Genomic DNA, 11,158 nt, shown 5'->3' with positions numbered 1-11,158 from the left:
TGAGTTCTCAAGGAACGGACGCTTCCTTTGTACTCACCCTCTCGGGCTTTCCTCCGGGCGCTTCCCTTCGGTCTTGCGTTTCCGACTCTATCAGACCGTTTCGCTGTCCGATTCCCTGTCGGCGGGTTTTGTCTGAGACTCAGGACTTTCGCCCCGTCGGCCTTTCGACATTCACTACGTTAGCCGATTCCCTCGGCAACTCATAATCGAGTTCCTGCGAGATTGAATTCGGGCATGCGGGCATGCCGAATTCGCTCCCGCTGAGGGGCGTCGTAGGTAGTGGGTGGCCGCTCTCGGCTGCTGGCGAATCGCCGTAACCGGATCAAGCGGCTTGGGCTACATTACGCACCTTCGAGGGGCGAGTCAACTTCGGCGGCGCCGAGGGACATGGGCCCTGTAGGGGCTCACCGTCGGGTCGTTGGCGATCCAGAAACGCCAGGGGTGGACGCCTCCGTCGCCGGCCACTCCGGTGCGTGGACCGTTGCGTACCTGGTCGGAGGGAACAGCGGTGCCCGTAAGGATGCGTAGCGGGGTCTCGTCGGGGGTACAGGCGTCCGTACCGTCGAGGGACCGGTCGACACCCAGGGCCGTGGCCAGGCGGGCGGGCCCTTTGGCCAGTTCCTTGTCATTTCGGGCCGAGAGTCGACGTTTGCGGGCCAGTTCGGCGCCCTCGACGATCTCGCCGGCGCGGAGCAGGACCGCGCTCGCCGTGCCCTCGGGACCGCACACGAGGTTCATGCAGAACCACATGCCGTAGGTGAAGTAGACGTACACATGGCCCGGCGGACCGAACATCACGTCGTTGCGGGCCGTGCGGCCGCGGTAGGCGTGCGATCCGGGGTCGTTCGGGCCGTCGTAGGCCTCGACCTCCGTGAGGCGCAGGGCGATCGGGCCGTCCGGGGTGGTGCGTACGAGGATGCGGCCGAGGAGATCGGGCGCGACGTCCAGGACAGGCCGGTCGAAGAAGTTCCTGGACAGGGGCGTACGGTCGGGGGTCGCGATCATGCCCTCCGAGCGTAGTGCAGACGAGTGGGTGCGTCGGGGTGGCCAGGGAGCGGGCCGCTTGCCAGGGTGTGAGCGGAACCGGTCACGGCCGGATCGCGTTTGTAGGGAACAGGGATCAGGCACCAGGGATCCACTCGTAACGAGGGAGAGTCATGGCGTTCAAGAAGCTGCTCGCGAGTCTGGGGGCCGGCGGGGCTTCGGTCGAGACCGAGCTGACCGAGGTCAACGTCGTGCCGGGCGGCGTCGTCCAGGGTGAGGTGCGGATCCAGGGCGGGTCCGTCAACCAGCAGATCGAGGGGCTGTCCGTCGGGCTGCAGGCCCAGGTCGAGGTCGAGGGCCAGGACCAGGAGTACAAGCAGAACATCGAGTTCACGAAGCTGCGGCTCGGGGGCGCGTTCGAGCTCCAGGCGAACGCCGTTCACGCGGTGCCGTTCGGGCTGGAGATTCCGTGGGAGACGCCGGTCACCACGATCGACGGTCAGACGCTGCGCGGAATGCACATTGGTGTGACCACGGAGCTGGAGATCGCGCGGGCCGTGGACTCCGGTGACCTGGACCCGATCAACGTGCACCCGCTGCCGGCGCAGAAGGCGATCCTGGACGCGTTCATCCAACTGGGCTTCCGGTTCAAGAGCGCGGACCTGGAGCGGGGGCACATCCGGGGGACGCGGCAGAAGCTGCCGTTCTACCAGGAGATCGAGTTCTTCCCGCCGTCGCAGTACCGGGGCCTCAACCAGGTCGAGCTGAGCTTCGTCGCCGACGACCAGGCCATGGACGTCGTCCTGGAGATGGACAAGAAGCCGGGCCTGTTCGGTGAGGGCAGTGACACGTTCCGGTCGTTCCAGGTCGGTCTGCACGACTACCAGGGGACCGACTGGGCGGCGTACCTCAACCAGTGGCTGTCCGAGGTCGGCAGCAAGCGCAACTGGTTCTAGGCTCGGAACCACTGACTCCAGAACCGATGCAGGAGGTATTGAGGTGACCGAGCTCAAGAGGCGGCCGCTCCCCCACGACTTCCATCCGCCCGTGCCGTCGTTCACGGTCACGAGCGAGGACGTGCGGGAGGGGGCGACGCTCAAGGACGCTCAGGTCCACGCGGCCGGCAACACCTCGCCGCAGCTGCGGTGGGAGGGCTTCCCGCCCGAGACCGAGAGTTTCGCCGTGACCTGCTACGACCCCGACGCCCCCACGGGCAGCGGGTTCTGGCACTGGGTCCTGTTCGACATCCCGGCCTCCGTGACGGAGCTGCCCGCGGGTGCGGGCGGCGGCAAGTTCGAGGGGCTGCCGGAGGGCGTCGTACACGCGCGGAACGACTACGGGACGAAGGAGTTCGGCGGTGCCGCGCCGCCGCCCGGGGACGGGCCGCACCGGTACGTCTTCACGGTGTACGCGGTGGACCAGGAGAAGCTCGGTCCGGATTCCGACGCCTCGCCTGCCGCCGTCGGCTTCAATCTGCGGTTCCACACGATCGCGCGTGCGCAGCTGATCGGTGAGTACGAGATTCCCGCGGAAGGCTGAAACAGGGCTGAAGCCGTGGGCTGAGTAAGCTCATCGTTCATTCAACGTTTGTCCGCCTCTGGTCTTGGAATTGATCAGGGGCGGGCATTTTTGTTGCCGGGGGTCGCGGGGGTCACCCCCCGCGGGAGCAGCAGATATTGCGTTGTCCATCTCGGCGTGCCCGGCCAGAGTTGATCCCAGCCCGCCATGGGGTGGGCCGGTGCACGGGAGGTGGGCTGGATGCGGGACACGCTGGTACTGAACGCGAGCTTTGAGCCGCTGTCGACGGTGACGTTGAACCGAGCCGTCGTGCTGGTGCTCCAGGATAAGGCCGTCGTCGAGCAGGCCCACCCCGAACTGCGGATGCGTGGAGCCGCCGTCGACATACCGGCGCCTCGGGTGATCAGGCTGTGCAGGTACGTACGGGTGCCCTTCCGAAGACAAGCTCCGTGGTCGAGGCGGGGTGTCCTGGTACGTGACCGGCACAGGTGCGCGTACTGCGGGAGGCGGGCGACGACCGTGGACCATGTGGTGCCGCGGTCGCAGGGTGGTCAGGACACCTGGTTGAACACGGTGGCCTCGTGTGCGGAGGACAACCACCGCAAGGCGAACCGGACTCCGGTGGAGGCGGGGATGCCGCTGCTTCGGGAGCCGTTCGAGCCGACACCTGCGGATGCGATGCTCTTGGCTTTGGCGCAGGATGACTTTGCTGCGTTGCCCGCGTGGTTGGCTCGGGAAGCGGCTTAGTTCGTTGGCTGCGGGTTGTGTGTGGCTTGTCGCGCAGTTCCCCGCGCCCCTTTCGGGGCGCGGGAGTTGCCCTGCGTTCCAAGAGCTCTCAGTCGATCTGGGGCTTCTCCCGGCGTTCCGTGCCGTTGTTGCCCGTTGAGCCGTTGCCGCCAGAACCGCCGCCCATGGCGCCGAAGTTGCCCATGGCGCCGGACAGGCCCTTGAGGGCGTCGCCGATTTCGCTGGGGACGATCCAGAGCTTGTTGGCGTCGCCTTCGGCGATCTTCGGAAGCATCTGGAGGTACTGGTAGGAGAGCAGCTTCTGGTCCGGGTCGCCGGCGTGGATCGCCTCGAAGACCGTACGGACGGCCTGGGCCTCACCTTCTGCGCGCAGGGCGGCGGCCTTGGCCTCACCTTCGGCGCGCAGGATCTGGGACTGCTTCTCGCCCTCTGCGGTGAGGATGGCCGCCTGGCGCGTACCTTCGGCGGTGAGGATGGCGGCGCGCTTGTCCCGGTCGGCGCGCATCTGCTTCTCCATCGAGTCCTGGATGGAGGTGGGCGGCTCGATGGCCTTCAACTCGACGCGGTTGACGCGGATGCCCCACTTGCCGGTGGCCTCGTCGAGGACGCCCCGCAGGGCCGCGTTGATCTCCTCGCGGGAGGTCAGGGTCCGCTCCAGGTCCATGCCGCCGATGATGTTGCGGAGGGTGGTGACGGTGAGCTGCTCGATCGCCTGGATGTAGCTGGCGACCTCGTAGGTGGCGGCCCGGGCGTCGGTGACCTGGTAGTAGATGACGGTGTCGATGTTGACGACCAGGTTGTCCTGGGTGATCACCGGCTGCGGCGGGAACGGTACGACCTGTTCGCGCAGGTCGATGCGGTTGCGGATGGTGTCTATGAACGGCACGACGATGTTCAGGCCCGCGTTGAGCGTCCGCGTGTAGCGGCCGAAGCGCTCGACGATGGCCGCGCTGGCCTGCGGAATGACTTGGATCGTCTTGATCAGGGCGATGAAGACCAACACCACCAGAATGATCAAGACGATGATGACCGGTTCCATCGTCGGCTCCCCGTACCCTTCTCCGCCTCGGCGCTTTCGGAAGATCTTATGGTTGTTGAAGATCTTGCTCGGTCGAGTCTGACAGACCGTCGTGCAACTCGTGGCTCGTTCGCTTCAGTTGCGTTGTACGAGGTCACATGATGATCGCCGTGGCCCCCTCGATGTCCACGACGTCGACTTCCTGGCCTACTTCATAGGCGAGGCCGGTGTCGAGTGCGCGGGCCGTCCAGACCTCTCCGGCAAGCTTGATCCGGCCGCCGGAGCCGTCGACCCGTTCCAGTACGACGGCCTGTTTGCCCTTCAACGCGTCGACACCCGTGACGAGTTGGGGCCGCTGTGTGCGATGGCGGGCCGCGACGGGCCGTACCACGGCGATGAGGGCGACCGACACCACGGCGAAGACGAGGACTTGGGGTACGACTCCACCGCCGAACCCGGCGACACCCGCGGCGGCGACGGCGCCCACGGCAAGCATCCCGAACTCCGGCATCGCGGTCACCACGAGCGGGATTCCGAGCGCGGCCGCGCCGACGAGCCACCACACCCATGCGTCGATGTCGTTCACAGGGCAATGGTAGGACCGCGGGTCCTGCCGCCGACAGGGCGCCGATCCGGTTGAAGGAGGCTTCTTACCCGGGTCTTCGCGAGCCCTTCACGCCGTCAGGACAGCGGCAGGCCCTGAGCGGTCCATCGTTCGCCGACCTGCTCGACGACGAGCGGGAGACCGAAGCAGAGGGAGAGGTTGCGGGAGGTGAGTTCGAGCTCCAGAGGACCCGCGGCCAGGACCTTGCCCTGGCGGATCATGAGGACGTGGGTGAAGCCGGGCGCGATCTCCTCGACGTGGTGGGTGACCATGAGCATCGAGGGGGCGATCGGGTCGCGGGCGAGGCGGCCGAGACGGCGTACGAGGTCCTCGCGGCCGCCGAGGTCGAGGCCGGCGGCGGGCTCGTCGAGGAGGAGCAGCTCGGGGTCGGTCATCAGGGCGCGGGCGATGAGGGTGCGCTTGCGCTCGCCCTCGGAGAGGGTGCCGAACTTACGGTCGAGGTAATCGCTCATGCCGAGGCGGTCGAGGAAGGCGCGGGCGCGCTGCTCGTCGATCTCCTCGTAGTCCTCCTGCCAGGTGGCCGTCATGCCGTAGGCGGCCGTGAGGACCGTTTCGAGGACGGTCTGGCGCTTGGGCAGCTTGTCGGCCATGGCGAGGCCTGCCATGCCGATGCGCGGGCGCAGCTCGAAGACGTCGGTGCCGGGCTTGCCGAGGGTCTCGCCGAGGATGGTGGCGGTGCCCTGGCTGGGGTAGAGGTAGCTGGACGCGACGTTCAGGAGGGTGGTCTTGCCTGCGCCGTTCGGGCCGAGGATGACCCAGCGCTCGCCCTCCTTGACCGACCAGGAGACCTGGTCCACCAGAGCCCGGCCCTCGCGGACCACGGATACGTCCTGAAGCTCCAGAACATCGCTCATGAGCGCGTTGTCTCCCCTTGCAGTGTGGCCGGTCTCGGCTGTCGCGTTCGCCTGTGGCTCGGTCCGCCGCGCCGGTGGGCGCAGCCCTCTAGGAAATCTACGCCACCGGTCGCCCGGTCCATTCCATCGGTCCGGTCCTTAGGGTGGGGGCATGCTCACGGAACCGCGCTCTGGACGCCTTGCCGCTTGGGGAAACGCCCTTTTGGCCGGATTTGCCTCACCGGACGACGCCGTGCTCGCCATCGTCGGCGAGGACGCGGTGCACCGGGTGGAGGGGCTGCCCGGTGAGTCGGGGCCCGTCGGGCTCACGCTCGCGCTGGGGCGGCTGCGGGCGCTGGGGGCGACCGGATTGCGGGTGGCTCTCCCCGCGCCGGGGCATCCGCTGGGGTTGAGCGGGCCGCCGGAGTTCAATGCGCGGGCGTTGGAGGCCGAGGAGGCGGTGGTCTGTCACGGGGCGGCGCTGGGGCTGGTGCCGGAGGTGTTCGAGGCCGGGCCCGCGGGTGATGTGCATGTCGAGGTGACCTGGCGGTGCCTGGCGGTGCGGGAGGCTCCGCCTGCAGACGTGCCGTCGTTGGGTGAGGCGGAGCGGGAGCTGGCGGAGGCGCTGCGGGAGGCTACGCAGGTGCTGACGCGGCTGGATGTGGCGGGGTCGGGGCCGGTGGCCGCGGCGGCGCTCGACGCGTATCGGGCGCGGGCCGAGCGGGGGCGGGAGGTGTTGGCGCCGGGGTATCCGCCGCGGGCGGTGCGGGTGCTGGAGTTGGCACAGCGGGTGGGGATGTTGATTTCCCTCGCCCATGAGAACGGGCAAGGGGGTGCGGTGAGCGCGTCGGAGATGGTGGCTCGGGGGGAGGCGTTGCGGCCGGTGGAGCGGACGGCTCGGCGGGCGCAGGTCGCGGCGTACAACTCCGTTGTGGAGGAGCGGGAGCGGGGGGTGCGGTGAGGGACGCTGGTGGCCGGGGTTGGGGTGACCGTCCCTGGGGGCTCTGCCCCCAGACCCCCGTATCGGCCTGAACGGCCTCGTCCTCAAACGCCGGACGGGCTGATTTTGCTTACCTGCGCCGAAAGGCCCCGCGAGCGTGGTGCGTTCGCGGGGCCTTTCAGGGTTCTGGGCCTCAGTGGTTGACGGCGGTGTTGCCGAAGGCCGGGTTCAGGACGCCGATGACGTTGACGCTGTTGCCGGAGACGTTCACCGGGACGTGGACCGGAGCCTGGACGACGTTGCCCGAGCCGACGCCCGGGGAGCCGACGGCCTGGCCGTCGGCCCACGCGCCGCCGGTGGTGGCGGACGCAATGCCGGAGCCGGCGGCGACCAGCCCGCCGGCCACCATCGCCACGGCCGCTGCCTTCTTCAGGTTCTTCACTTCTGAGCCCTCCTGGTGATCGCCGCGACAGTCGCCGCAGCACGCACTGGAGAACGGTGGAGACCCACGAAGGATGCGCCGTCCGGGGGACATTCCCACGACGGTATGAATCTCAGCTCGGAGCGGAACCTTCCGTATTGCCGTCGGTCACGTCCTGCGGAGAGCGTTTCAGCCGGTCACGCCATGGCGTACGGCCCACAGCGCGGCCTGGGTGCGGTCCGCCAAGTCGAGTTTCATGAGGATGTTCGAGACGTGCGTCTTGACGGTCTTCTCGGAGAGGACCAGAGCGCGGGCGATCTCGCGGTTGGAGCGGCCGTCCGCTATCAGGCCGAGCACCTCGCGCTCCCGTTCCGTGAGCGACCCTCCCCTGCCCTGTCCCGAGCCGCTCTCCTCCTGCGCCAACAGGGCGCCCGCGACCTCGGGTTGAAGCAGGATGTGACCGGCGTGGACGGAGCGGATGGCGCCGGCGAGCGCGTCCGGGTCCACGTCCTTGTACACGTACCCGGCGGCGCCCGCGCGCAGGGCCGGGACCACCGTGCGCTGTTCGGTGAAGCTGGTGACGATCAGCACGCGCGCGGGGTTGTCCAGTTCGCGGAGCCTGCGCAGGGCCTCCACGCCGTCCATGCCGGGCATCTTGACGTCCATCAGGACGATGTCGGGCTTCAGTTCCTCGGCGCGGTCGACTCCTTCGGCGCCGTCGGCGGCCTCGCCCACGACCTCGATGTCGTCCTGCACTTCCAGGAAGGTGCGCAGGCCCCGGCGGACCACCTGGTGGTCGTCGACGAGCAGCACCCTGATTGCGTCAGCCACCGGGGACCTCCATCTCGATCGTGGTGCCCTTGCCGGGCGCCGATTCCACCGTCAGGGCGCCGCCGACGCCGCTCGCCCGGTCCCGCATGGAGACCAGGCCCAGGTGGCGTCCTGCCCTGCGTATCGACTGCGGGTCGAAACCGCCGCCGTCGTCCGTGATACGCAGGACGGCGCCGCCGGCGCGCTTCTCCAGGGTCACGTCGACCTGGGACGCCCCAGAGTGACGCAGGGCGTTGTGCAGCGCTTCCTGCGCGACCCGCAGGACGGCCTCCTCCTGCGCGGCGGGCAGAGCGCGGACTCCGCAGCCGGCGAAGGTCACGCGCGCGCTGTGGGCTCGGTCGAGGACCTGGATCTGGGTGCGGAGAGTGGCGACGAGGCCGTCCTCGTCCAGCGCGGCCGGCCTCAATTCGACGACGGCGGCGCGCAGTTCGTCCGCGGCTTCGGCGGCGAGGGCGGCGACCTGGTGCAGCTCACCCTTGGCACGGGAGGGGTCGCGGTCGACGAGGGCGGCGGCGGCCTGGGCCGTCAGGCGCAGGGAGAACAGCTTCTGGCTGACCGCGTCGTGCAGTTCGTGGGCGAGGCGGGAGCGTTCCTCGGCGATGGTCAGTTCGCGGCTGCGTTCGTACAGGCGGGCGTTGGTGAGGGCGATCGCCGCGTGCTGGGCGAGGATGGCGAGGAGGTCCTCGTCGTCCTCGGTGAAGCCGCAGCTGCCCTCCGGTTTAGGACAGTTCTTGTTGGCCAGGAACAGGGCTCCGATGACCTCGTCGCCGTCGCGGATGGGCAGGCCCAGGAAGTCGGACATCTCGGGGTGGGCGGAGGGCCAGCCCTCGAAGCGGGGGTCCTTGCGCACGTCGGCGAGGCGCTCGGCCTTGGCCTCCTGGAGCATGGCCGCGAGGATGCCGTGCTGGCGCGGCAGGGGGCCGATGGCCCGCCACTGCTGCTCGCTGACGCCGTCGACGACGAACTGGGCGAAGCCGCCGTGGTCGTCGGGGACGCCGAGTGCCGCGTACTGCGCATCGAGCAGCTCACGGGCCGAGGCGACGATCGTCTTGAGGACGTCGCGCACCTCGAGGTGCCTGCTCATGGCCAGCAGCGCGGAGCTCACCGCGGCTAGGCCGGACCTGGGGCCTTGACTCATGCCCTCACGGTACCGGCGGGGTCGACAGCCCGGATCGGCCCTGTGTCGGCCGCCGACTAGGGCGGGAGACCTAGGGCGCAGGTCCCCGGAGCGGCGGCTTAGGACGAAGGGCCCCGGCGTTCTGCGGCCCGCGTCCGAGGCGCGGCGGGCGGTCCGGTTCCTACGTTGAGGGCACCGCCGATCGGAGGCGGTCGATGACGAGGGGACGGTTTGTCATGCCGGTAGCGATCATCACGGGTGCCTCGAAGGGGCTGGGGCGGGCGCTCGCCGGGGCGCTGGCCGCGCGGGGCTGGGATCTGGTGCTGGACGCCAGGACGGCGTACGCCCTGAAGGAGACGGAGGCGGCGCTGGCGGCGCACGGGACGCGGGTGACGGCTCTGCCCGGCGATGTCACGGATGCCGCGCACCGGTCGGAGCTGGTGGCGGCGGCCTGGCGGCTGGGCGGCGTCGACCTGCTGGTGAACAACGCGAGCGCGCTGGGTGCTCAGCCGCTGGTACGGCTGGAGGGGCTGCCCCTGGACGGGCTGCGGCGGGCGCTGGAGGTGAACGTGGTGGCCGCGCTGGGCCTGGTCCAGGAGGCGCTGCCGCTGCTGCGGTCGTCGGGGGCCGGCGCGGTGATCGCGGTCAGCTCGGACGCGGCCGCCGAGGCGTACGAGACGTGGGGCGGCTACGGAGCGTCGAAGGCGGCCCTGGACCAGCTGACGGCGGTGCTCGGTGCGGAGGAGCCCGGGCTGCGGGTGTGGGCGGTCGATCCCGGGGACATGGCCACGGACCTGTACGCGGCGGCCGTACCGGACGACGACGATCCGCGGCCGGACCCGGGCAGTGTGGTGCCCGCCTTCCTGCGGCTGCTGGACGAGCGTCCGGCGAGCGGGCGCTATGGGGCGCCGTCGTTGCTGGAGGGGCGGCGATGACGCTGGCGGTGAGGGTGCCGGAGGGGCTGTCCGCGCGGGTGCCGGCCGAGCAATGCGGGCCGGGGCTCGACCGGGGTGCCGTACGGCTGCTGGTGTCGCGGGGGACGGAGGTGTCGCACCACACGTTCGCGGAGCTGCCTCGGCTGCTGCGGGCCGGGGACGTGCTGGTCGTGAACACCTCGCCGACGCTGGCCGCCGCCGTGGACGGCATGGTCGGGCACGCGCGCGTGGTGGTGCACTTCTCCACGCGCGGGGACGACGGACGGTGGGCCCTCGAGCTGCGTGATCCGGACGGGAAGGGCACCACACGCGCGCGTACGGGCGGGCCCGCGGGAACTGAGGTGCGGCTGCCCGGGGGCGTACGGCTGGTACTGGAGGAGGCGCTGAGCGGGCTCAGCGGGCGGCTGTGGTGGGCGCGGGTGTCCGCGGGGGCGGTGGGCGGGCTGCTGCGGGAGCACGGGCGGCCCATTCGCTACTCCTATACGGAGCGGGACCAGTCGCTGTCCGTGTACCAGACGGTGTTCGCGCTGCCGGGCACCGACGGGGAGGGCAGTGCCGAGATGCCGAGCGCCGCGCGGCCCTTCACGACGCGGCTGGTGGCGGAGCTGGTGAGCCGGGGTGTGCAGTTCGCGCCGATCACGCTGCACACGGGGGTGGCCTCGGCGGAGGCGCACGAGCCGCCGTACCCGGAGCGGTTCGCGGTGCCGGAGGCGTCGGCACGGCTGATCAACGCCGTGCGGGCCGGGGACGGGCGGGTCGTCGCGGTCGGGACGACGGCCGTGCGGGCCGTGGAGTCGGCCGCCGGGGCCGACGGGGTAGTCCGGGCGGCCGAGGGGTGGACGGATCTCGTGGTGACGCCCGAGCGGGGCGTACGGGCGGTGGACGGGCTGCTGACGGGGCTGCACGAGCCGGAGGCCTCGCATCTGCTGATGCTGGAGGCGGTCGCGGGGCGGGCGGCGGTCGAGCGCGGTTACGAGGAGGCCGTGCGCGGGCTCTACCTGTGGCACGAGTTCGGGGACGTGCACCTCGTCCTGCCGGAGAAGAGCCCTCACACACAGCATTGCTTCAGCAACTGCTGGTGAGTCCGACGTGCGGCCGATGTGAGGCCGCACATAGGGCGCAGGTCACGTACGAAAGTGCATAGGAGATACAAACCCCCCATATGAACGGGACAGACAGTCTGATCTGT

At 69.8% G+C, this 11,158-nt stretch carries 13 protein-coding genes; 6 read left to right on the top strand and 7 right to left on the bottom strand.

Annotated elements, in window-relative coordinates; translation table 11 throughout:
• Positions 1-363: 363 nt before the first annotated feature.
• Entirely contained in the window at positions 364-1,005 is a 642-nt protein-coding gene (locus ACFYWX_RS42745; RefSeq protein ID WP_389430705.1) for a DNA-3-methyladenine glycosylase, read from the bottom strand.
• 152 nt (positions 1,006-1,157) lie between these two features.
• On the opposite strand from ACFYWX_RS42745, the gene ACFYWX_RS42740 reads away from it, so the two are divergent.
• The 3 genes from ACFYWX_RS42740 (at position 1,158) to ACFYWX_RS42730 (ending at position 3,249) form a co-directional block, all read left to right on the top strand.
• Entirely contained in the window at positions 1,158-1,940 is a 783-nt protein-coding gene (locus ACFYWX_RS42740) for a sporulation protein (protein WP_389430704.1), read from the top strand.
• 43 nt (positions 1,941-1,983) lie between these two features.
• Positions 1,984-2,523, top strand: coding sequence for a YbhB/YbcL family Raf kinase inhibitor-like protein (locus tag ACFYWX_RS42735; protein WP_389430703.1), 540 nt, complete (start codon positions 1,984-1,986; stop codon positions 2,521-2,523).
• A gap of 219 nt (positions 2,524-2,742) precedes the next feature.
• Positions 2,743-3,249: an HNH endonuclease gene (locus ACFYWX_RS42730; RefSeq protein WP_389430701.1), complete on the top strand. Its 507-nt coding sequence runs from the start codon at positions 2,743-2,745 to the stop codon at positions 3,247-3,249.
• An 88-nt stretch (positions 3,250-3,337) separates the two neighbouring features.
• Here the strand turns inward: ACFYWX_RS42730 and ACFYWX_RS42725 are convergent, their stop codons facing one another.
• The 3 genes from ACFYWX_RS42725 to ACFYWX_RS42715 all read right to left on the bottom strand — a co-directional run bounded on the left by ACFYWX_RS42725 (position 3,338) and on the right by ACFYWX_RS42715 (position 5,746).
• Entirely contained in the window at positions 3,338-4,288 is a 951-nt protein-coding gene (locus tag ACFYWX_RS42725; protein ID WP_389430700.1) for an SPFH domain-containing protein, read from the bottom strand.
• A 133-nt stretch (positions 4,289-4,421) separates the two neighbouring features.
• Positions 4,422-4,853: an NfeD family protein gene (locus tag ACFYWX_RS42720; RefSeq protein ID WP_389430699.1), complete on the bottom strand. Its 432-nt coding sequence runs from the start codon at positions 4,851-4,853 to the stop codon at positions 4,422-4,424.
• A 95-nt stretch (positions 4,854-4,948) separates the two neighbouring features.
• Positions 4,949-5,746 carry an ABC transporter ATP-binding protein gene (locus tag ACFYWX_RS42715; RefSeq protein WP_389430697.1) on the bottom strand — a complete coding sequence of 266 codons (798 nt, stop codon included), beginning with the start codon at positions 5,744-5,746 and terminating at the stop codon, positions 4,949-4,951.
• A 151-nt stretch (positions 5,747-5,897) separates the two neighbouring features.
• Between ACFYWX_RS42715 and ACFYWX_RS42710 the strand changes: the two genes are divergently transcribed.
• Positions 5,898-6,686 (top strand): hypothetical protein, encoded by a 789-nt coding sequence (locus tag ACFYWX_RS42710; RefSeq protein WP_389430695.1) that lies wholly within the window; start codon positions 5,898-5,900, stop codon positions 6,684-6,686.
• A 172-nt stretch (positions 6,687-6,858) separates the two neighbouring features.
• Here ACFYWX_RS42710 and ACFYWX_RS42705 read toward each other — a convergent pair whose 3' ends face one another.
• The 3 genes from ACFYWX_RS42705 to ACFYWX_RS42695 all read right to left on the bottom strand — a co-directional run bounded on the left by ACFYWX_RS42705 (position 6,859) and on the right by ACFYWX_RS42695 (position 9,055).
• Positions 6,859-7,107: a chaplin gene (locus ACFYWX_RS42705; protein ID WP_389430694.1), complete on the bottom strand. Its 249-nt coding sequence runs from the start codon at positions 7,105-7,107 to the stop codon at positions 6,859-6,861.
• Between the two features lie 168 nt (positions 7,108-7,275).
• A complete protein-coding gene (locus ACFYWX_RS42700) occupies positions 7,276-7,917 on the bottom strand; it encodes a response regulator (RefSeq protein ID WP_389430692.1) in 642 nt (213 codons plus the stop codon).
• On the bottom strand, positions 7,910-9,055 hold the full coding sequence (locus ACFYWX_RS42695; protein WP_389430691.1) for a GAF domain-containing sensor histidine kinase: 1,146 nt from the start codon (positions 9,053-9,055) through the stop codon (positions 7,910-7,912). The genes ACFYWX_RS42700 and ACFYWX_RS42695 overlap by 8 nt, the downstream gene beginning before the upstream one ends.
• A gap of 215 nt (positions 9,056-9,270) precedes the next feature.
• Here ACFYWX_RS42695 and ACFYWX_RS42690 point away from each other — a divergent pair, with 215 nt between their 5' ends.
• The gene (locus ACFYWX_RS42690; RefSeq protein WP_389430690.1) at positions 9,271-9,969 is read left to right on the top strand and encodes an SDR family NAD(P)-dependent oxidoreductase; all 699 of its coding nucleotides are present in this window, start codon (positions 9,271-9,273) and stop codon (positions 9,967-9,969) included.
• A complete protein-coding gene (locus tag ACFYWX_RS42685; RefSeq protein WP_389430688.1) occupies positions 9,966-11,051 on the top strand; it encodes an S-adenosylmethionine:tRNA ribosyltransferase-isomerase in 1,086 nt (361 codons plus the stop codon). The genes ACFYWX_RS42690 and ACFYWX_RS42685 overlap by 4 nt, the downstream gene beginning before the upstream one ends.
• The last annotated feature ends 107 nt before the right edge of the window (positions 11,052-11,158 follow it).

This window comes from Streptomyces sp. NPDC002888, assembly GCF_042888465.1.
Taxonomy (GTDB): Bacteria; Actinomycetota; Actinomycetes; order Streptomycetales; family Streptomycetaceae; genus Streptomyces.
The sequence above is the reverse complement of the archived record's forward strand: the minus strand, read 5'-3'. Positions and strand labels throughout refer to the sequence as shown.

Excerpts from the sequence above, each read along its gene's own strand:
- ACFYWX_RS42745 (WP_389430705.1), bottom strand. The coding sequence starts at position 1,005 with ATGATCGCGACCCCCGACCGTACGCCCCTGTCCAGGAACTTCTTCGAC.
- ACFYWX_RS42740 (WP_389430704.1), top strand. The coding sequence starts at position 1,158 with ATGGCGTTCAAGAAGCTGCTCGCGAGTCTGGGGGCCGGCGGGGCTTCG.
- ACFYWX_RS42730 (WP_389430701.1), top strand. The coding sequence starts at position 2,743 with ATGCGGGACACGCTGGTACTGAACGCGAGCTTTGAGCCGCTGTCGACG.
- ACFYWX_RS42725 (WP_389430700.1), bottom strand. The coding sequence starts at position 4,288 with ATGGAACCGGTCATCATCGTCTTGATCATTCTGGTGGTGTTGGTCTTC.
- ACFYWX_RS42715 (WP_389430697.1), bottom strand. The coding sequence starts at position 5,746 with ATGAGCGATGTTCTGGAGCTTCAGGACGTATCCGTGGTCCGCGAGGGC.
- ACFYWX_RS42710 (WP_389430695.1), top strand. The coding sequence starts at position 5,898 with ATGCTCACGGAACCGCGCTCTGGACGCCTTGCCGCTTGGGGAAACGCC.
- ACFYWX_RS42695 (WP_389430691.1), bottom strand. The coding sequence starts at position 9,055 with ATGAGTCAAGGCCCCAGGTCCGGCCTAGCCGCGGTGAGCTCCGCGCTG.
- ACFYWX_RS42690 (WP_389430690.1), top strand. The coding sequence starts at position 9,271 with ATGCCGGTAGCGATCATCACGGGTGCCTCGAAGGGGCTGGGGCGGGCG.
- ACFYWX_RS42685 (WP_389430688.1), top strand. The coding sequence starts at position 9,966 with ATGACGCTGGCGGTGAGGGTGCCGGAGGGGCTGTCCGCGCGGGTGCCG.